Raw genomic sequence first — 18,371 nt, 5'->3', positions numbered from 1 at the left:
GCGCGGGGCAACCCGCGCGTTTGTCATTTTTTCCGGCAAACGTCTGGCAGTCACATGCCCTTGATTCTGTCGCGGGCCGCTGCCGCAAAACGCAACGACATTCCCGGTCTCGACGGGCTGCGGGCGCTGGCGGCGGGGATCGTGGTTCTCAGCCATATGTCCAACGCCAAGTGGCTCAGCCTTGGCGGCCTGTCCTTTGCGGGCTGGGGCAAGACGGGCGTGTTCCTGTTCTTCTTTCTCAGCGCCTTCCTGCTGTCGCGCATCCAGATCGGGCAGGGGGCCGGGTTCTGGACGCCGGGCGGGATGGCGGCTTATGGGCTGCGCCGACTGGCCCGGATCGTGCCGCTCTACCTGCTGTATCTGACGTTGGCGCTGGTCACCACATGGGCGCTGCAAGCCTCAGGCCAGCGCGCCACGGCCGCCTTTCCCTTCCCGCTGTGGTGGCAGGAGTACCTCGGCCACCTGACCCTGCGCGACGGCAAGAGCGTCACCTGGAGCGTGCCGGTCGAGCTGAAATACTACGTGTTGCTGCCGGTGGTCACGCTGGGCTTCGACCTGCTGCGGCGGTTGGGCTCGGGCGCGACGGTCGGGATCGGGCTGGCGGGGTTCGGGGTGCTGGCAGTGCTGTCGCGTGATGCGGCGGCCAGCAACAGCGTCGCGCTCTGGCCCTATCTTTGCTGTTTCTGGGCCGGATCCCTGGCGGGTGTCCTGTCGGCCACGGCACAGGCAAGCGAGGTGCGTCCGGCGCGGGGTGTCGCGGGCGGGGGCATGATTCTGGGCCTGATCCTGCTGGTGCTGACCATCCCGGACCTGTCTGACGTTCTGTTCGGGGATGCCGTCACGGCCACGTTGCGGGTCTGGCTGGTGCCGCTGGCCAGCCTGTGTGCGGGGCTGCTGGTGCTGGGGCTGGAACATGGACCGCGCCCCTTGTGTGCGGTGTTCGTGGCCCCGTTGATGCGGGCGGGCGGCGCGCTCAGCTTCGGCATCTACCTGTGGCACATGGCGGTGCTGGACCAGATCGCCCTTCGCACGGATTTGACCGGAGGGCTGGCCATCCTGGCCTTGCTGGCGGGAACTCTGGCGCTGTCGCTGGCCAGCTACCTTGCGATCGAAGCCCCGATCCTGCGCCGCAGCCAGCGATTGGCCCAGCATCTGACCCGCGCGCGTCCATGAAAAAACCCGCCGGAAAGGCTCCGGCGGGTTGTGATCTGTTCAGGCTTTGCCCGGCGATTACTCGCGGTTGCCGAGGAACTGCAGCAGGAACATGAACATGTTGATGAAGTCCAGGTACAGGCTCAGCGCGCCCATGATGGCGGCTTTGCCCAGCCATTCCTGATCACCGGCTTGCGCCATCTGGAGGTAGGTGGTCTTGATCTTCTGCGTATCATAGGCGGTCAGCCCGGCGAAGATCAGCACACCCAGCACCGAAATGGCGAAGGCCATGGCCGACGAGGCCACGAAGATGTTGATGATCGACGCGATGATCAGACCCACCACACCCATGATGAGGAAGGTGCCAAGCGCGCTCAGGTCTTTCTTGGTGGTGTAGCCGTAGAGGCTGAGCGAGGCGAAGGCGATCGAGGTCACCAGGAAGGTGGTCACGATCGATTCCCCGGTGAACACCAGGAAGATCGAACTGATGGAAATGCCCATCACCGCGGCGAAGGCGTAGAACACCGTCTGGGCCGTGGCCGCCGACATGCGGTTGATCCCGGCTGAGAAGCCGAAGACGAACAGCAGCGGTGCGAACATGACCAGCCATTTCAGCGGCGAGGTGTAGATCGCGGCGCCAAGGCTTGTCAGATAGGTATCGGCACCGATTTGCGCGGTTGCGCCGGTGGGGTCGCTGGTCACGGCAAGGCCGGCAATGGCCCAGGATGTCAGGGCCGTGATCAACATGCCGATCGACATGGTGCCGTAGACCTTGTTCATATGGGCGCGAAGGCCCTCGTCGATCTGCGCGGTCCGGGCCCCGGCCTGTGCGCGGATCGTCTGATATTCAGCCATGAAGCTCTCTCCTGTCATATCTGGCAGGCGGCCAGTTCACGGGCCGCACTTGCAACAGAATATCGGCAACCGGGCGCGGTTTTTCAAGCGAGTGTGGGTACGATTTCAGCCGATCTTCCGGATTTGTTCGGCCTGCGGGGGCTGATTCCTGTCAATGTCGGGGCCGGCAGGGCCTTTCAGCGCCGTTGCAGCCAATGGGCGGGCGCATCCCAGACCAGCCGCGCGGCCTCTTGCTCGGCCTGGGCGCGGGTGATCCCCACATCCGCCAACATCCGGTCGTCCAGTTGCTGCAAGGCACGCCGCTGGCGGTGCGCTGCCCGGACGGCTTGGAAGAGACCGGGCAGGGACAGGCGGCGGGATTGGCGGGGCAGGGCACAGGTGCAGGAGACGGGCGCGGACATGGGGTGTTCCTTTCAGTGTTCGTGATGCAGTTTGGCTCTTTCATGAATTCTGTTGATGTTTCTGTGCCGCTGTGGTGAATTTGTAGAACGAATGATTTTGAACCAAAACATCACAGGTATTGATATGAGGCGTGTTCTTGACCTGTCAGCCCTGCGCAGTTTTGTGGCCGTGGCCGATACCGGCGGCGTGACGCGGGCGGCAAACCTTCTGAACCTGACGCAATCGGCGGTCTCGATGCAGATGAAGCGGCTGGAGGAGGCACTGGACGTGCAGCTTCTGGACCGTTCCGCTCGCACCGTCACCCTGACCGCGGCGGGAGAGCAGTTGCTCGGCTACAGCCGCAAGATGCTGGCCCTGAACGACGAGGCGGTCAGCCGCCTGACCGACACCGTCTTCGAAGGCGAACTGACGCTTGGCGTACCGCATGACATCATCTACCCGCATATTCCCGGCGTGCTGCAACGCTTCAACGCCGAGTTTCCCCGGATGCGGGTGCATCTGGTGTCGTCCTACACCCGCAAACTGAAGGAAGAATTCGCCCGCGGCGATTGCGATCTGATCCTGACCACCGAGGAAAGCCCCGATGCGCAGGGTGAAACCCTTGCAGCGTTGCCGCTGGTCTGGATCGGGGCGCCCGGCGGGATCGCGTGGAAGCAGCGCCCGCTGCGGCTGGGGTTCGAACCGGGCTGCATGTTCCGCGCCCCGGTCCAGCAGGCGCTGGATCAGGCAGGCATCGAATGGGACATGGCGGTGGAATCGGATTCCTCGCGCACCATCGAAGCTTCGCTCAGCGCCGATCTGGCCGTGGGCGCGGTTCTGTCCGGCACCGCCTCGCCGCAACTGGACGAAATCCCGCACGGCGGCGCCCTGCCGCAACTGCCGTCGCGCCAGATCAACCTTTATGTCAACGGCGCCGGCCAGGAGACGCCCGTGGCCCGCATGGCCGAACTGGTGCGCGCGGCCTACCAGATCCGTCGCGCCCGCGCCGTGGCCTGAGCTGGCTCAGGGGGTGATGACCACTTTGCCGGTGGACTTGCGGCTGCGCAGCAGCTCCAGCCCCACGTCGGCTTTCTCCAGAGGCAAGGTGTGGCTGATGTGCGGCCGCAGCTTGCCCTCGGCGTACCAGTCGAACAATTCGGCCATCGAGTCTGTCAGCACCTTGGGGGCAAAGGCCAGGTAGCCGCCCCAGTACAAGCCATGGACGGTGATGTTCTTCACCAGCAGGTAATTGGCGGGGATCTGCGGCACCTGACCGGCGGCAAAGCCGATCACCAGCACCCGCGCACCGGGACGGCAGGCGCGCAGCGCCGCCGAGAACATCGGATCGCCCACCGCATCATAGATCACGTCAACGCCGCCCATGGCTTTCAGCGCGGCCTTCAGGTCAGGGGTTTCGCTGTCGATGACCTCATCGGCCCCGGCCCGGCGCGCGATGTCCAGCTTTTCGACCCCGCGGGCGCAGGCGATCACCCGTGCGCCCATGCGATGGGCGATCTCGACCGCCGTCAGGCCCACACCCCCGGCCGCGCCCAACACCAGAACGGTTTCGCCCGGTTGCAGGTTGGCCCGGTGGCGCAGCGCCACATGCGAAGTGCCATAGGCAATCTGGAACGCCGCCGCATCGGCGAAGGGCATTGCATCGGGCAGCGGCACGCAGCGGTCCGCAGGCACGCAGGCGACCTCGGCCAGACCACCACCGCCCGAGTAGGTTCCGACGCGGGTGCCCACCGCCAGGCCCGTCACCTCGGATCCCACCGCCCGCACCACGCCGGCGAATTCCATCCCCAGGGTCAGGGGCAGCGGCGGCTTTTCCTGGTACTGCCCCTTGATGGTCAGCAGATCGGCGAAATTCAGCCCACAGGCGGCAATGTCGATCTGCACCTCGCTCGGGCCGGGTCGGGGCGGCTCCACACTGTTAAGTTGCGGCGTTCCACCGATTTCTTCCAGTTGCCAAGCCCGCATTTGGTTCTCCTTACCCAAAAAACACTGTTTGCCGTCCGAGGTTTCGAATATGTGAAGTGTTAACCACTGGTAAAGATTAAGCTGACGTTGCACTGTATTTTTGAGAAATTTTTCCAGTATATGCGTTACAAGAGTGTTGCACGCCCCGAAGCGGTCGCTTTCCGGTCCTGTACCCATGGTGCGGGGACATGCCGGAACAGCACAGCGGGAGAATCCCCAACGGCCCAGAACGGGCCAGGCGTTTCGGCTTTCACCAGTTTGGTATTGAGCGATTTGGGAGAACAGGAATGCCACATCCAGTGGATACCCACGTGGGAAACGTCATCCGTCAACGACGGCGCGAGATGTCGATGACACAACAGCAACTGGCCGAGCAGGTCGGGATCAAATTTCAGCAGATCCAGAAGTACGAAACCGGGGTGAACAGGGTCAGCGCCTCTCGCCTTTGGGAAATCTCTCAAGCCCTGTCGGTGCCGATCGACTATTTCTTCAAGGGCTACAACCCCAGGGCGCAGGACCCGGCAATCGAAGTGACCCCGTTCCGCCGCTAGGGCGGAGCTTTGCGAAAACCCCGTCCCCGGCCGCGCAGGCCGGGTGACAGACGCGCTTGCGCCCGTTATGACGCCTCCATCTTCAAGTGCGGGTGGTCGACGTGGTCCAACAATCAGAAATCTCCGGTCTTCTCGACTGTGCCCTGAAACTGGCCGATGCGGCGGCCGGGATCAGTCTGTCGCACTTCCGCACACGGGATCTGGCGGCCGACAACAAGGCCGCAACCGGGTTTGACCCGGTCACCATCGCGGACCGCGAGGCCGAACGCGCGATGCGGCAACTGCTGGCGGACCTGCGCCCCCAGGATGCGATACTTGGAGAGGAATTTGACGTCAAAACAGGCACTTCCGGCCTGACGTGGATCCTTGACCCCATCGATGGCACACGCGCGTTCATGTCCGGGACCCCGACCTGGGGCACGCTGATCGCCTGCTGCACGGCAGACGGCCCGCTTCTGGGGGTAATCGATCAGCCGCACACTGGCGAGCGTTTCATCGGCACGCCCGACGGCGCACATCTGGCGCATCGTGGCACGACAACACCGATGACGGCGGCCGCGACGACCGACCTGTCGCAGGCCATCCTGTTTTCAACCTTCCCCGAGATCGGCAGCCCGGCCGAACGCGCCGCCTTCACCCGCGTGGCCGAGCGTGCCCGTCTGGTGCGCTATGGCATGGATTGCTACGCTTACGGGCTGCTGGCCATGGGCCAGATCGACCTGGTCATCGAGGCCGGGCTGAACGCCTATGACATCGCCGCCCCGGTCGCGGTGATCGAGGCCGCTGGCGGGATCGTCACCGATTGGCAGGGCGGGCCGGTCTGGCAGGGCGGTCAAGCACTGGCCGCCGCCACGCCCGAGCTTCACGCCGCGGCCTTGGCGCTGTTGAACCGGCCAGATACCTAGACAGACGCGCGCTTCGGCTTGCGCCCTGCCCAGTCTTCTTGGCAAAAATACTCAAGGCACCCCGACAGCATTGCGCGACCACGTCGCAGCACATCGCGCCACCGACCCAAATTCCAGTTTACTCAGACGCGTTGACCCGACGCCCCTGCACATAGGTCGCTGCCACCGACCGGTCGTCGCCCATCATGATGGTGGGAAAGACCGCCTCCCAGATGTCATTGGCTTGTGCTTGGCGCTGCGCGATGGCGGGGGTTGCGGCCAGGTCCAATACCACCAGATCCGCATTGCTGCCGGGCGCCAGCGTGCCAAGGCGATCGTCCATCCGCAGCGCGCGGGCCGAGCCTTCGGTGGCCAGCCACAGAAGCTGCGCCGGATGCAGGGCGGTGCCGCGCAACTGGCCGACCTCATAGGCTGCGGCCATGGTCCGCAGCATGGAAAAGCTTGACCCGCCGCCGGTGTCCGTGGCCAGCCCGACGCGCTGTCCGGCGCGGCAATGGTCTATCGTCGCGAACAGGCCCGAGCCGATGAAGGTGTTCGAGGTCGGGCAATGGATCAGGCTGGCGTCCACCGCGCGCAGGCGGTCGATCTCGCGCGGCTCCAGATGGATGGCATGGCCGTACAGGCCGCCGGGGCCCAGCAGCCCGTGGGATTCGTAGGTGTCCAGGTAGTCCCGCGCCTCGGGAAACAATTCGCGAACCCAGGCGATCTCCTCGTGCTGTTCGGACAGATGGGTCTGCATCAGGCAGTCGGGGTGTTCGGCCCAAAGCGCCCCAAGGGCCGCCAGCTGGTCGGCTGAGGAGGTGGGGGAGAACCTTGGCGTGATGACATAGGCCGCGCGCCCGCGCCCGTGCCAACGGGTCAGCAGCGCCTTGCTGTCGTCATAGGCGCTTTGGGCGGTGTCGCGCAGCCCCTCGGGCGCGTTGCGATCCATGCTGGTCTTGCCGGCGGCCACGCACATGCCACGGGCCTCGGCGGCCTGGAACAGCGCCTCGACGCTTTCGGGATGGATGGTGCAGAAACTGGCCACTGTCGTGGTGCCATTGGCCAGCAGAAGATCCAGATAGCGGGCGGCGATCTCGGCGGCATAGGCCGGGTCGCCGAACTTCATCTCTTCGGGGAAGGTGTAGGTGTTCAGCCAATCGATCAGCCGCTTGCCCCAACTGGCGATCATCGCGGTCTGGGGATAATGGGCGTGGGCATCGACAAAGCCGGGCAGGATCACCCCATCGCCATGGTCGATCCGCCGGGCGTCGGGGTGGGCGGCCAGCACCGTTTCAGCCGGGCCGTGGGCCAGGATCTTGCCGTCGGCCACCGCCACTGCGCCCCGGCGATCGTGGCGGGCGGCTGTTTCAGGCGGTCCGGCGAAAGGATCGTCCCGAAACTGCACAACCTGACCCAACAGTACCGTCACCTTGCCCGACATGGCCCAACCCTTCCTGCCTTGTGCCCACGGCCGGTTTTTTCGCCATACCAGGGCCATTCCGGCCAAGCATGGCAGTTTGTTGCAAATCCGTACATGCCCCCCTTGCCGAGCGGACCACCCCCTTGTTAGGTCCAGCCTACGGCACGTCGAGACAGCACCGCAGCGGAGGGGCAGATGAGCGAACATCCCGAGACTTTCGAGCCCGCCGACACTGTCCTGGATCCGCGCCGGATCACCAAGATCCTGGCCGCGGTGGCCGACCGCGACGCGGCCCTGCTCAACGACAACCTTGACGGTCTGCACCCCGCCGACATCGCCGACTTCCTGGAACAGGTCAGCGATGGCGACCGCGATGCCTTCCTTGAACTGTGGTCCGGCGAAGACGCGGGCGAGGTTCTGTCGGAACTGGACGAGGGCCTGCGCGAAGAGGTCATCGGCCAGCTGGATCCTGCGGCCCTGTCCGAAGGTGTCCGCGATCTGGAAACCGACGACGTGGTCGACCTGGTCGAGGATCTGGAAGACGACCAGAAGGCAGCCATCCTTGACGCGCTGGAGGATTCCGACCGGTTCGCGGTGGAACAGTCGCTGGCCTTCCCCGAGGATTCCGCCGGCCGCCTGATGCAGCGCAACGCGGTCACGGCGCCCGAGGATTGGACCGTGGGCCAGATGATCGATCACATGCGCGATGCCACCGATCTGCCCGAACAGTTCTACCATGTGACCCTGCTCGATCCGCGCATGAGCCCGGTGGCCAATGTCACTCTGGGCCGACTGCTGAGTTCGTCGCGCGCCACGCTGCTGAAAGACATCACCGAGGAAGTTTTCATCCTGATCCCGGTGACCGAAACCGGCGAGGATGTGGCTTATGCCTTCAACCAGTACCACCTGATCTCGGCCCCGGTGGTGGACGAGGCCGGGCGCCTAGTCGGGGTTATCACCATCGACGACGCGATGATCGTGCTGGACGAGGAAAACGAGGAAGACCTGCTGCTGCTGGCCGGGGTCAGCGGCGAAACCAGCCTGTCCGACACGGTGGTTGAAACCGTGCGCGCGCGCCTGCCCTGGCTGGCGGTGAACCTGCTGACCGCGATCATCGCCTCGCTGGTGATTTCCCAGTTCGAGGATGCGCTGACGCAGGTTGTGGCGCTGGCGGTGCTGATGCCGATCGTGGCTTCGATGGGCGGCAACGCGGGCACCCAGTCGCTGACGGTGGCGGTGCGGGCGCTGGCCACGCGCGACCTGACCGGATCGAACGTGACGAGGGTGATCCGGCGCGAGGCGCTGGCCGGGCTGGCCAACGGCGTGTTCTTCGCGGTGGTCATGGGGCTGATCGGTGGGCTCTGGTTCAGTTCGCTGACCCTTGGCTTGGTGCTGGGCGTGGCGATGGTCATCAACCTTCTGGTGGCGGGGCTGTCGGGCATCCTGATCCCCATCGTGCTGGAGAAACTGGACTTCGACCCGGCGCTGGCCTCGGGCACTTTCGTGACCACGGTGACGGATGTGGTGGGTTTCTTCGCCTTTCTCGGTCTTGCCAGTTACGTGCTGCTATGAGCGTCGAGGCCAAGACTGCTGCCCGCAAGGCCGGGTTCGCCCGGCGCAAGACGGCACATGACCAAGCCGATCCTGCCCCGGCGCTGGCCGCTTTGCGCGCGGTCTTGTCCGATCATCAGGGGGCCATCCTGTCCGGCTATATGGCGATCCACACCGAGATGGACCCGCTGCCGGTGATGTCCGACTGGACGCGCGTGGCCCCGGTGGCGGTGCCGGTGATCCTTGGCAAGGGGCAACCGTTGAGTTTTCACCGCTGGACCCCCGAGGCCGAGATGACCGACGGTCCTTTCGGTGCCCGCATTCCGGCCCGGTCCGATCCACTGGTGCCCGAAGTGCTGATCGTGCCGATGGTTGCGTTTTCGCGCAGTGGTGCGCGGCTGGGCTATGGCGGCGGGTTCTATGATCGCACGCTGGAAGGGTTGCGCGCGCGCGGGCGTGTGCTGGCCATCGGGCTGGCCTATGCCGCGCAGGAAGATCCGGACCTGCCGGTCGAACCGGTGGATCAGACGCTGGATATGATCGTCACCGAACAGGGTGTGATCCGGCCCTGATCGGCCTGTGCCCCCAAGCCGCCCGGCGGATTGCAATTCTGCTTGCTCCGGACCCGCGCGCCGCCTAGGCAAAGCTTATGAGACTACTTTTCCTAGGTGACATCGTTGGGCGGTCCGGGCGGACCGCGGTTCGGGAGCGGCTGACGCAATTGCGGGCCGACTGGAAGCTGGATTTCGTCGTGGTCAACGGCGAAAACGCAACCTCGGGTGCGGGGCTGTCCCCGGATCATGCCAAGCAACTGCTGGAGTCCGGCGTCGATTGCCTGACACTGGGCGATCACGCCTTCGATCAGCGCGACATGCTGGGCTTCATCGACAAGGAGCCGCGCATCCTGCGACCGATCAATTTCGCCAAGGAAGCGCCCGGCAGCGGTGCCCGGATGTTCAAACTGCCGGACGGGCGCAAGATCCTGGTGGCGCAGGTTCTGGGCCAGGTGTTCATGAAGCGCCCCTTCGACGATCCGTTTTCGGCGCTGGACCTTCTGTTTCGCCGCAACCCGCTGGGCGGGCAGGCGCAGGCGATCCTGCTGGATGTGCATGCCGAGGCCACTTCGGAAAAGATGGGGCTGGGCCATTTCTGCGATGGCCGTGCCTCGCTGGTGGTGGGCACACATACCCATGTGCCCACGGGCGATGCGCAGATCCTGCCCGGCGGCACCGGCTATCTGACTGATGCCGGCATGTGCGGCGACTACAATTCCGTCATCGGCATGGACAAGGCCGAGCCCTTGCGCCGTTTCGTGACCGGCATGGGCAAGGGCCGCTTTGTTCCGGCCAACGGCGAGGCCACCCTGTCGGGGGTTCTTGTGGAAACCGATGATCGCAGCGGCAAGACGACCTCGATCCGCATGATCCGTCATGGCGGACGGCTGGAAGCCAGTACCCTGTGAGATTTCCGTTGTCCCGGCGCTGGTGTTCTGTCTGTTATGGCGTCGGTGTGACGTGAAGAGGGACCAGACCGCACAATGATGGCCATTCTCGGAATGGAACATGCAGCGCCGATCATCGCCCTGATGATCGTGGCCCTGATGTTCATCGGGTTTCTGCGCGAGACCTTCCCCGCCGAGGTTGTGGCCCTGGGCGGGGTCTCGGCAATGCTGGTGCTGGGGATCCTGCCCTACGACTCTGCGCTGTCGGTGCTGTCGAACCCGGCGCCCTGGACCATTGGCGCCATGTTCATCGTCATGGGGGCGCTGGTGCGCACCGGTGCGCTGGAATGGTTCATCGGCCAGACCGAGGTGGTGTCCCGCAGGAAGCCCTTCATGGCGGTGCTCGTGCTGTTGTTCTTCGTGGTTGTGGCCTCGGCCTTCGTGTCGAACACGCCGGTGGTGGTCGTCATGATCCCGGTGTTCACGCAATTGGCGCGGTCGCTGGGCCTTGCGCCCTCGAAACTGCTGATCCCGCTGTCCTATGCCGCAATCATGGGCGGAACGCTGACGCTGATCGGCACCTCGACCAACCTGCTTGTCGATGGAGTCGCGCGGGAGCAGGGCTTGGAACCCTTCACGATCTTCGAAGTGACCCCGCTGGGTCTGGCCGTGGTGGCCTGGGGCGCGATTTACCTGGGCGTGCTGGGACCGAAGCTGTTGCCGGAGCGGGACAGCATGTCGAGCCTGCTGTCGGGCCGCAAGGGCATGAAGTTCTTCACCGAGGTGGCGATCCCCGAAGGCAGCGCCCTGACCGGCCAGACCGTGACCGAGGTAGATCTGTTCAAGCGCGACGGTGTGCGCCTGATCGACGTGTTGCGCGGCGATGCCTCGCTGCGCCGCGACCTGTCGGCGGTTGTGCTGGAGCCGGGGGATCGCGTGGTTCTGCGCACCCAGATCGCCGAGGTTCTGGGCCTGCAGAAGAACCGCGACCTGCGCATGGTGGACAAGCTGTCGTCGGTGGAAACCACCACTGTCGAGGTTCTGATCACACCGGGATGCCGCATGGTGGGCCGGTCGCTGGGCGCGCTGCGCCTGCGCCGCCGCTATGGTGTCTATCCGCTGGCGGTGCATCGCTCGAACCAGAACATCGGCCGGCAGATGGATGACATCGTGGTGCGCGTGGGCGACACGCTGCTGCTGGAAGGCGCGCCCGAGGACATCCAGCGACTGGCTGCCGACATGGAGTTGGTGGACGTCTCCTCGCCGTCCGCACGGGCCTACCGGCGCAGCCATGCCCCCGTCGCCCTTGCCGCGCTGGCGGGCATCGTCGTTCTTGCGGGGCTTGGTGTCGCGCCGATCCTGATGCTGTCGGTTGTGGCCGTGGCCGTGGTGCTTCTGACCCGCTGTATCGATGCCGAGGAGGCGTTCTCTTTCGTGGATGGGCGGCTGCTGGCGCTGATCTTCTCGATGCTGGCCATCGGGGCCAGCCTGGAAGCCTCGGGCGCGGTCACGCTTCTGGTGAATGGTATTTCACCGCATTTGACGGGGTTGCCGCCCTTCGTGCTGGTGTGGTCGGTCTATCTGCTGACCTCGATCCTGACCGAGATGGTGTCGAACAATGCCGTGGCGGTTGTGGTCACCCCGGTGGCGATCGGTCTGGCGACGGCGCTGGGGATCGATCCGCGCCCGCTGGTGGTGGCGGTGATGATCGCGGCGTCCGCCAGCTTTGCCACACCCATCGGCTATCAGACCAACATGATGGTCTACGGTCCGGGGGGCTACAAGTTCAGCGACTACCTGAAGGTGGGCATTCCGTTGAACCTGAGCATGGGTGTCCTCGCCTCGTTCCTGATCCCCTTCATCTGGCCGCTCTGAAGCAGCGGGCGCCGATGCGAGAGCGGGCCGGAACCCGTGCCGAAACCTGTCCGGGCAAGGCTTTGATGTTGGGGTGATTGGTGTTCCGGGCACGGGCCAGACAGGCCACCTTGATGCGCGGGCCTATCTCTCAGGGTTTGGCCCTTCCCGGTTCAGCTGCCCACGACCATCCACGCGACAGGAACGCCAATGGGAGCCGCCAAGCGGCGGTGCGGGTCTTGTGTGTGAATACGGGGGGAGGGGGCGGTGCCAGGCCCGGCTGTCATCGACCGGCGGGAAGTGCTGTTCACGCCTGGATACGCGGGGCGTTTGGCGAACGTGTCTACCAAAGAAAAAGGGGCCCGAAGGCCCCTTTCCCAAATCTTGATCCGAATGGATCAGGCGCGTGCCTTGCGGCGGCGGGCCAGACCCAGCAGACCCAGACCACCTGCCAGCAGGGGCAGGGCGGCCGGAAGCGGAACTTCCGAGGTCGTGAACGATGCGCCGACGTTCACCGGGTAGGTGATGCCGTCTTCCCAGTACAAGGTGAACGTGTCACCCTGGTTCATGAACAGACCCGGCAGCGAAGCCAGAGCCGCGGCAGAGCTGCTCGAGAACACGATCACGATGCCGTCGTTCTTGAACGAGTTGACCGTGGCCGAGGTGAAACCGTACTCCACGTTGTTCAGGTCCCGACCGCCGTTCGAGCCGGTAGCGGACAGTGCGATGGTGTTCACACGCAGGCGCTCAAGGGCGGTGTAGGTGAACTCGGCGGAATCGCCGGGGCTCAGGATCTCGTTCGTGGTTACCGAAACATTGGCGACAATGTCAGCGGTCGTGATCTTGTTGGACGGTGCCGGCACGGGGCCGGAGCCGTACACAACAACCGCTGCCGAAGCGGCGTTTGCTGCGAAAATGGTTGCGGCGATGGCCGCTGCTTTCAAAAACTTGCTCATACGGTGTTACCCTCTCTTAACTCCTGCATAGAGTTATGGGGCAAAAATGGCCTTGGGTCAACAAATCGTTGCGAATTCTCCCGCATAGGGTGCGCGGTGTGACACAGGCCAAAAACTGTCAAAAAATCTCGTGTCATTCGATAAGCTGCTGAATAAAAACAGATTAAATCAGACCTGACCGGAGGCGAGGTAGAAGAATCCGCTCAAAATCCGTGCAGGTCTGAAACCTGGGTGCCGGTCCAGAGCGAGATTCTTTCTAAATTTTTAAGGTGTTTTGGGGATCGAAGGACTGAAGAGCCCGGCGATTCTGTCGAAAATGACCGGTCTCTACGGCGATTTCGACGCGATTCTGCTTTGAAAAACATGGCAGGAAGGGCATTGCTGCCCTTCCCTGGAGTTGTTCGAATATGGTTGTCAGGACTTGGCTTTACGCCGCGCCATTCCCAGCAGGCCGAGCGCACCGGCCAGAAGCGGCAGCGCCGCAGGCAGGGGAACTTCGGATGTGGTGAACGAGGCGTTGATCGATGCCGGACTTTGCGTGTTTGCCCCGGACCAGTAGAGCGAGAACATGTCGCCCGCGTTCATGATAAATCCGTTCAACGACGCGACCCCGATAGAGGACGTCGGTCCAAACGTGAAGATCTGCCCATCGTTCAGGAAGGACATCGTGGTCGACGACGTCAGTCCGTATTCAATGGCCCGGACGGTTGCGCGCGTACCGGTTGCAGTCAGGGCGATGGTGTTCACCCGCAGACGCTCCAACGCGGTGAACTTGAACTGGTCAAGATCTTGGGGTGAAAGGACGTCCGCCACATTGACCGTGTTCCCGACAGAGATGTCGGTAAGAACCATTGCATTCGCGGCAGCGGGTGTTGGGCCGGCTCCGTAGACGACCACAGCGGCGCTTGCGGCATTGGCCGTCAGCAGGGCCGCTGCGACGGCAGTTACTCTCAAAATCGCTTTCATAATCGAGCTTCCCTCTCGTCAATCATTAACCAGATATCGCAAAATCTTTCCCAAAGGTCAACGATTGCGTTAACGCATTCCCTTGGTCGGGCCTTCTCTGGGGTGAAGATTTCCCGGCGTGCCGGCAAAGACCCATCTCCCTAACGCTAGGGAAACAAAGCGAATTTACTGACAATCCGGGCCCGTCAGGCCGCATCCGTCCCGCTTGGGGGTGGCCGCAACTTTATCGGCAGTCAAAGCGTGTGACATTCCGCACTAAACCTAAGGTTGTATTTTTGCGGAAACCCAGGCCCGTCACAGGTCTATCGGGGTCGTGATTCTGGTCCGACGGCGGATTGTGCCGGTCTCGTCCCCATGGGGCCGCAAGCTTGGTCCGGAGGGGTGCCCCGTGTCCAGGGCTTGCAGCCGCGCGCGGGCCTGCTTTATAGAGGCGCATCGCTTCACAGGCAGAGGAATTCGTGTATGGCCGGCCATTCCAAATGGGCAAACATCCAGCATCGCAAGGGCCGTCAGGACGCTGCACGGTCGAAACTGTTTTCCAAGCTTTCCAAGGAAATAACGGTTGCAGCGAAGATGGGCGACCCGGACCCGGACAAGAACCCGCGTCTGCGTCTGGCAGTCAAGGAGGCCAAGTCGAACTCGGTCCCCAAGGATGTGATCGACCGCGCCATCAAGAAATCCCAGGGCGGCGACGCGGAAACCTATGACGAAATCCGCTATGAAGGCTACGGCCCCGGCGGCGTGGCCGTCATCGTCGAGGCGATGACCGACAACCGCAACCGCACCGCCTCCAGCGTGCGGTCGACCTTTTCCAAGAACGGCGGCAACCTCGGCGAGACCGGGTCGGTGTCCTTCATGTTCGACCGCAAGGGAGAGATCGTCTATCCGGCCTCGGTCGGCGATGCGGACGCGGTGATGGAAGCGGCGATCATGGCGGGTGCCGAGGATGTGGAAAGCTCGGAAGACGGCCACATCATCTATACCGCCGACACCGATCTGAACGACGTGTCGAACGCCATGGAAGAGGCGCTTGGCGAAAGCGAAAGCACCAAGCTGATCTGGAAGCCGCAGACCACCACCGAGCTGGACCTGGACACGGCGCAGAAGCTGTTCAAGCTGATCGAGACGCTGGAAGACGATGACGACGTGCAGAACGTCACCGCGAACTTCGAAGTGTCGGACGAGGTCATGGCCGCGCTGTGACTCTCCGGCGGGCAGTTTGCCTGCAACGGCACCCCGCGCAAATGACACGTGTCAAGGTGCGGGGTGCTGCGGTTTCCTAGGATGTATGGGCGCTACCAACGAGGTTAGAGATGGCCCATACGCCCCATGACCTGTCAGACGAGTTTCCCGACCGGATCCATGTGCTGCACGATTTGCGCATGAAGGACGCCACGGTCGCGCGTCTGGTGGATGAATACAATCAGATCAACGAAACCCTGTACCGGGTGGACACCAACAAGCTGCCCATGGCCGATGTCGAGGCCTTGCGGCTGCGCAAGTCCCGTGTCGCGCTGCGGAGCGAGATCGACCGGATGCTCGGATAGGCCGAGAAACTTCGGGACGACTTGCGATCTGCGGGCCGTCCCCGGTCAGCCCTCGACCTCATAGGGCAGGGTGCCGCGGCGGTTCGGATCGACCACCAGCCGCCGTTCCAGCGGTGGAACCGACCGCTGGTGGCAATTCGTTCGTTCGCAGATCCGGCAGGAAATGCCGATGGGCTCGAACGCCTTGGCATTGTCCAGATCCAGATCGTCGGCGTAGACCAGCGACCCGGCGTGCTGCACTTCGCACCCCAGCCCGATGGCGTAGCGCCGGATCGGGGCGTGGAAGCTGCCGCCGGGTTTCGACACATCCCGCGCAAGGCAGAGATAGCGCCGCCCGTCCGGCGTTTCAGCCAGTTGCCGCAGGAACCGCCCCGGCGTTTCCAGTGCCCGGTGGACGTTCCACAGCGGGCAGGCGCCGCCATAGCGGGCGAATTGCAGCATCGTGGCCGAATGGCGCTTGGTGATGGTGCCGGCCTGATCGACCCTCACGAAGAAGAAGGGGATGCCCTTGGCACCGGCGCGTTGCAGGGTCGACAGACGATGCGCCACCTGCTCGATCGAGGCGCCGAACTGGTCGGCCATGCGTTCCAGGTCGTGCCGCGTGGCCTGTGCCTGCTGCTGGAACAGCCCGTAAGGCAGCAGGGCCGCGCCCGCGAAATAATTGGCCAGACCGATCCGGGCGATGGCCGCGGCTTCCTCGGACTGGAAGCGGGCCAGATCCAGCGTCGCGCCGATCAACTCGCCCTGTGTCAGCAGCGCCACCTGGTGCAGAAGCTGGAAGGTGATCGAGGCTGCCGGCGCCCGGTTGGACAGATGCAGGGACTTGCTGCCGGGATCATAGCCACGCAGCACGGCATTGTCCTCGAACCGGACGCTGACGCCGATCCTGTCCAGCGTGTCCAGCGCCCGCCGTCGCAGGTCCGGATGGCCGCCCACCAACGGCGCCCCGTCGGCAAAATGCTCGGCCGCGCGATCCACCGCGTCGATGTAGTTGTCACAATAGTGAAAGAAGTCGCGCACTTCTTCCCACGGCGACTGGGCATGGCTGCCGCCGCCCGCGCCCAGGGCCTCGTCCAGCGAGGCCAGCCGTTCATGCGACCGGCGGTAGGCGTGGTGCAGTTCCAGCAAGGCGCGCGCCAGCGCCGGCGCGTTGGAGGCCACCAGCCGCAGGTCGGCCAGCGGCGGATCATTGCCCGAAAACACCGGATCGGCCAGCGCCTCGCGCATGTCCGACACCAGCCGCTCGCTCTCGCCGCTGCTGAGTTCTGTAACATCCAGCCCGAATTCCTGCGCCAGCGCCAGAACCACCCCCGCCGCGATGGGTCGGTGGTTGTTTTCCATCTGGTTCAGATAGGGCAGGGACACGCCCAGCTTCTCGGCAAAGGCCTTCTGGGTCAGCTCCAGCCTGCGGCGAATGTCGCGCAACTTGGCGCCGGCATAGATCTTCTGGCGGGTCATGGCTGCATGTCAGAGGGGTCGGTGGCGCCGACCTGACGCGCGCGGCGGATCACATACAGGATCGACAGCACGGACAGGACCGAGGTCACGAACATCATCCAGATCAGCGGATAGGCGCCGCGCCCGGGCACCAGAACCGCCGCGGCCAGCGCCGAAAGGGCCGCGCCGCCGCCGATCATCATCGCCCCGCCCAGGCCCGAAGCCGTGCCCGCCAGACGCGGCCGCACCGACAACATCCCGGCGGTGGCATTGGGCAGAACCAGCCCGTTGCCCAGCCCCACGAAGGTGGTGAAGCCGAAGAAGACCCACGGGTTGTGCCAGCCGGCCAGCGACAGGATCAGCGACAGACCCAGCCCGGTGCAGCACAGCAGGGTGCCGGTTAGGATCATCGCGTTGATGCCGCGCCGGATCGAATACGCGCCCGAGATCGCATTGCCGGCCATATAGCCCACGGCGGGTGAGCCCAGCAGGATGCCCAGCATCAGCGGGCTGAGCGAGAACACCTCGGTGCCCACGTAGGGCGCGCCGCCGAGGTAGGCAAAGAACGCCCCTGACGAGAACATGGCGGCGAAATTGTAGCCCCAGAAGCGGGGGGAGCGCAGAAGTTCCGGCGCTTCGCGCATTTGGTCGGCCAGCGCGTTGGGGCCGGGGGTGGCGGTTTCTCCCAGGTCGGCCCAGGTCAGATACAGCGCGCCCAGCCCCAGGATGCCGAGGATATGGAAGGTCCATTCCCAGCCCAGAAGCTGATCGATGGCGCCGCCCAGCATCGGCGCCAGCATCGGCACCAGTGCCATGCCCATGGTGACATAGCCGATCATCGAAGCGGCTTCATTCTGCGGAACCACATCGCGCACGATGGCGCGTGACAGCACCATGGTCGCCACCACCACCGCCTGTCCCATGCGCAGGGTCAGATAGACCTCGACCGAGGGCGAAAACGGGATGGCAAAGGAAAACCCCACGAACAGCGCCAGCGACCACAACAGCACGGGACGGCGGCCCAACCGGTCCGACAGCGGCCCGATGAACAGCTGCAACACGGCATTCACCGCCAGGTACAACGTCACCGACAATTGCACGACGCCATAGCCGGTGTCGAAATGCTCGGCCATCGCGGGCAGCGAGGGCAGAAACATGTTCATGGCCGCCGCGGACATGCCCGCCAGCACCACCAGGGTGGCCAGGTGCGGCGGCGTGTCCCGGTCGAGGAACTTGTGCGGGTAACGGGCAGCCATGGCGGTGTCCTTCGTTGATGGCGCGTCAAATCTATAAGGTGCTGACAGCAAACAATGTTTGCAATTATGCAATTTGCAGTAGCATGTATAATATGCAGTTGCAAATTTTCTGAATTCCACTTTGCGGACTGCCA

At 64.1% G+C, this 18,371-nt stretch carries 17 protein-coding genes and 1 pseudogene; 10 read left to right on the top strand and 8 right to left on the bottom strand.

Going from position 1 to position 18,371, the window contains the following annotated elements:
• Positions 1-54 precede the first annotated feature (54 nt).
• Positions 55-1,173, top strand: a complete 1,119-nt coding sequence (locus ACP15K_RS12185) for an acyltransferase family protein (RefSeq protein ID WP_424990627.1) — start codon at positions 55-57, stop codon at positions 1,171-1,173.
• 57 nt (positions 1,174-1,230) lie between these two features.
• On the opposite strand, the gene ACP15K_RS12180 is transcribed toward ACP15K_RS12185, so the two are convergent.
• Positions 1,231-2,007, bottom strand: coding sequence for a Bax inhibitor-1/YccA family protein (locus ACP15K_RS12180; protein WP_193142577.1), 777 nt, complete (start codon positions 2,005-2,007; stop codon positions 1,231-1,233).
• Positions 2,008-2,183: 176 nt separating this feature from the next.
• Positions 2,184-2,408, bottom strand: a complete 225-nt coding sequence (locus ACP15K_RS12175; RefSeq protein ID WP_193142576.1) for a DUF1127 domain-containing protein — start codon at positions 2,406-2,408, stop codon at positions 2,184-2,186.
• Between the two features lie 124 nt (positions 2,409-2,532).
• On the opposite strand from ACP15K_RS12175, the gene ACP15K_RS12170 reads away from it, so the two are divergent.
• Positions 2,533-3,405, top strand: coding sequence for a LysR family transcriptional regulator (locus ACP15K_RS12170; protein ID WP_193142575.1), 873 nt, complete (start codon positions 2,533-2,535; stop codon positions 3,403-3,405).
• A gap of 6 nt (positions 3,406-3,411) precedes the next feature.
• On the opposite strand, the gene ACP15K_RS12165 is transcribed toward ACP15K_RS12170, so the two are convergent.
• On the bottom strand, positions 3,412-4,371 hold the full coding sequence (locus ACP15K_RS12165; RefSeq protein ID WP_193142574.1) for an NADPH:quinone oxidoreductase family protein: 960 nt from the start codon (positions 4,369-4,371) through the stop codon (positions 3,412-3,414).
• Positions 4,372-4,658: 287 nt separating this feature from the next.
• Here ACP15K_RS12165 and ACP15K_RS12160 point away from each other — a divergent pair.
• Both ACP15K_RS12160 and hisN read left to right on the top strand, forming a co-directional pair.
• Positions 4,659-4,868 (top strand): annotated as a pseudogene (locus ACP15K_RS12160) (helix-turn-helix domain-containing protein); the annotation flags it as partial.
• A 146-nt stretch (positions 4,869-5,014) separates the two neighbouring features.
• Positions 5,015-5,827 carry a histidinol-phosphatase gene (gene hisN / locus ACP15K_RS12155; protein WP_424990626.1) on the top strand — a complete coding sequence of 271 codons (813 nt, stop codon included), beginning with the start codon at positions 5,015-5,017 and terminating at the stop codon, positions 5,825-5,827.
• A 118-nt stretch (positions 5,828-5,945) separates the two neighbouring features.
• Here hisN and guaD read toward each other — a convergent pair whose 3' ends face one another.
• Complete coding sequence (gene guaD, locus ACP15K_RS12150; protein WP_424990625.1) at positions 5,946-7,250, bottom strand: guanine deaminase; 1,305 nt, start codon at positions 7,248-7,250, stop codon at positions 5,946-5,948.
• A 174-nt stretch (positions 7,251-7,424) separates the two neighbouring features.
• On the opposite strand from guaD, the gene mgtE reads away from it, so the two are divergent.
• From mgtE to ACP15K_RS12130, 4 genes are all read left to right on the top strand, one after another.
• On the top strand, positions 7,425-8,801 hold the full coding sequence (gene mgtE, locus ACP15K_RS12145) for a magnesium transporter (protein WP_193142570.1): 1,377 nt from the start codon (positions 7,425-7,427) through the stop codon (positions 8,799-8,801).
• Complete coding sequence (locus ACP15K_RS12140; RefSeq protein WP_193142569.1) at positions 8,798-9,352, top strand: 5-formyltetrahydrofolate cyclo-ligase; 555 nt, start codon at positions 8,798-8,800, stop codon at positions 9,350-9,352. The genes mgtE and ACP15K_RS12140 overlap by 4 nt, the downstream gene beginning before the upstream one ends.
• Positions 9,353-9,429: 77 nt before the next feature.
• Positions 9,430-10,242: a TIGR00282 family metallophosphoesterase gene (locus tag ACP15K_RS12135; RefSeq protein WP_193142568.1), complete on the top strand. Its 813-nt coding sequence runs from the start codon at positions 9,430-9,432 to the stop codon at positions 10,240-10,242.
• Positions 10,243-10,320: 78 nt separating this feature from the next.
• Positions 10,321-12,096, top strand: a complete 1,776-nt coding sequence (locus tag ACP15K_RS12130; RefSeq protein WP_424990624.1) for an SLC13 family permease — start codon at positions 10,321-10,323, stop codon at positions 12,094-12,096.
• Between the two features lie 377 nt (positions 12,097-12,473).
• Here the strand turns inward: ACP15K_RS12130 and ACP15K_RS12125 are convergent, their stop codons facing one another.
• Entirely contained in the window at positions 12,474-13,031 is a 558-nt protein-coding gene (locus tag ACP15K_RS12125; protein ID WP_424990623.1) for a PEP-CTERM sorting domain-containing protein, read from the bottom strand.
• A gap of 414 nt (positions 13,032-13,445) precedes the next feature.
• Positions 13,446-13,997 carry a hypothetical protein gene (locus ACP15K_RS12120; protein ID WP_193142566.1) on the bottom strand — a complete coding sequence of 184 codons (552 nt, stop codon included), beginning with the start codon at positions 13,995-13,997 and terminating at the stop codon, positions 13,446-13,448.
• Between the two features lie 462 nt (positions 13,998-14,459).
• Between ACP15K_RS12120 and ACP15K_RS12115 the strand changes: the two genes are divergently transcribed.
• Both ACP15K_RS12115 and ACP15K_RS12110 read left to right on the top strand, forming a co-directional pair.
• Positions 14,460-15,200: a YebC/PmpR family DNA-binding transcriptional regulator gene (locus ACP15K_RS12115; RefSeq protein ID WP_193142565.1), complete on the top strand. Its 741-nt coding sequence runs from the start codon at positions 14,460-14,462 to the stop codon at positions 15,198-15,200.
• Positions 15,201-15,310: 110 nt separating this feature from the next.
• Positions 15,311-15,544 carry a YdcH family protein gene (locus tag ACP15K_RS12110; RefSeq protein WP_193142564.1) on the top strand — a complete coding sequence of 78 codons (234 nt, stop codon included), beginning with the start codon at positions 15,311-15,313 and terminating at the stop codon, positions 15,542-15,544.
• A 45-nt stretch (positions 15,545-15,589) separates the two neighbouring features.
• On the opposite strand, the gene ACP15K_RS12105 is transcribed toward ACP15K_RS12110, so the two are convergent.
• Together ACP15K_RS12105 and ACP15K_RS12100 are read right to left on the bottom strand one after the other, a co-directional pair.
• Entirely contained in the window at positions 15,590-17,002 is a 1,413-nt protein-coding gene (locus ACP15K_RS12105) for a helix-turn-helix domain-containing protein (protein ID WP_193142563.1), read from the bottom strand.
• Positions 16,999-18,237 (bottom strand): multidrug effflux MFS transporter, encoded by a 1,239-nt coding sequence (locus ACP15K_RS12100; RefSeq protein WP_424990622.1) that lies wholly within the window; start codon positions 18,235-18,237, stop codon positions 16,999-17,001. The genes ACP15K_RS12105 and ACP15K_RS12100 overlap by 4 nt, the downstream gene beginning before the upstream one ends.
• Between the last annotated feature and the right edge of the window lie 134 nt (positions 18,238-18,371).

Origin of the sequence: Fluviibacterium sp. S390 (genome assembly GCF_049800695.1) — a bacterium.
Taxonomy (GTDB): domain Bacteria; phylum Pseudomonadota; class Alphaproteobacteria; order Rhodobacterales; family Rhodobacteraceae; genus Meridianimarinicoccus.
The sequence above is the reverse complement of the archived record's forward strand: the minus strand, read 5'-3'. Positions and strand labels throughout refer to the sequence as shown.

Bases quoted from the DNA above. Each gene is read 5' to 3' on its own strand.
- ACP15K_RS12165 (WP_193142574.1), bottom strand. From the start codon at position 4,371: ATGCGGGCTTGGCAACTGGAAGAAATCGGTGGAACGCCGCAACTTAAC.
- ACP15K_RS12120 (WP_193142566.1), bottom strand. From the start codon at position 13,997: ATGAAAGCGATTTTGAGAGTAACTGCCGTCGCAGCGGCCCTGCTGACG.
- ACP15K_RS12125 (WP_424990623.1), bottom strand. From the start codon at position 13,031: ATGAGCAAGTTTTTGAAAGCAGCGGCCATCGCCGCAACCATTTTCGCA.
- guaD (WP_424990625.1), bottom strand. From the start codon at position 7,250: ATGTCGGGCAAGGTGACGGTACTGTTGGGTCAGGTTGTGCAGTTTCGG.
- ACP15K_RS12185 (WP_424990627.1), top strand. From the start codon at position 55: ATGCCCTTGATTCTGTCGCGGGCCGCTGCCGCAAAACGCAACGACATT.
- ACP15K_RS12175 (WP_193142576.1), bottom strand. From the start codon at position 2,408: ATGTCCGCGCCCGTCTCCTGCACCTGTGCCCTGCCCCGCCAATCCCGC.
- ACP15K_RS12170 (WP_193142575.1), top strand. From the start codon at position 2,533: ATGAGGCGTGTTCTTGACCTGTCAGCCCTGCGCAGTTTTGTGGCCGTG.
- ACP15K_RS12110 (WP_193142564.1), top strand. From the start codon at position 15,311: ATGGCCCATACGCCCCATGACCTGTCAGACGAGTTTCCCGACCGGATC.
- ACP15K_RS12100 (WP_424990622.1), bottom strand. From the start codon at position 18,237: ATGGCTGCCCGTTACCCGCACAAGTTCCTCGACCGGGACACGCCGCCG.
- ACP15K_RS12130 (WP_424990624.1), top strand. From the start codon at position 10,321: ATGGCCATTCTCGGAATGGAACATGCAGCGCCGATCATCGCCCTGATG.
- ACP15K_RS12105 (WP_193142563.1), bottom strand. From the start codon at position 17,002: ATGACCCGCCAGAAGATCTATGCCGGCGCCAAGTTGCGCGACATTCGC.
- ACP15K_RS12180 (WP_193142577.1), bottom strand. From the start codon at position 2,007: ATGGCTGAATATCAGACGATCCGCGCACAGGCCGGGGCCCGGACCGCG.
- ACP15K_RS12115 (WP_193142565.1), top strand. From the start codon at position 14,460: ATGGCCGGCCATTCCAAATGGGCAAACATCCAGCATCGCAAGGGCCGT.
- ACP15K_RS12140 (WP_193142569.1), top strand. From the start codon at position 8,798: ATGAGCGTCGAGGCCAAGACTGCTGCCCGCAAGGCCGGGTTCGCCCGG.
- mgtE (WP_193142570.1), top strand. From the start codon at position 7,425: ATGAGCGAACATCCCGAGACTTTCGAGCCCGCCGACACTGTCCTGGAT.
- ACP15K_RS12135 (WP_193142568.1), top strand. From the start codon at position 9,430: ATGAGACTACTTTTCCTAGGTGACATCGTTGGGCGGTCCGGGCGGACC.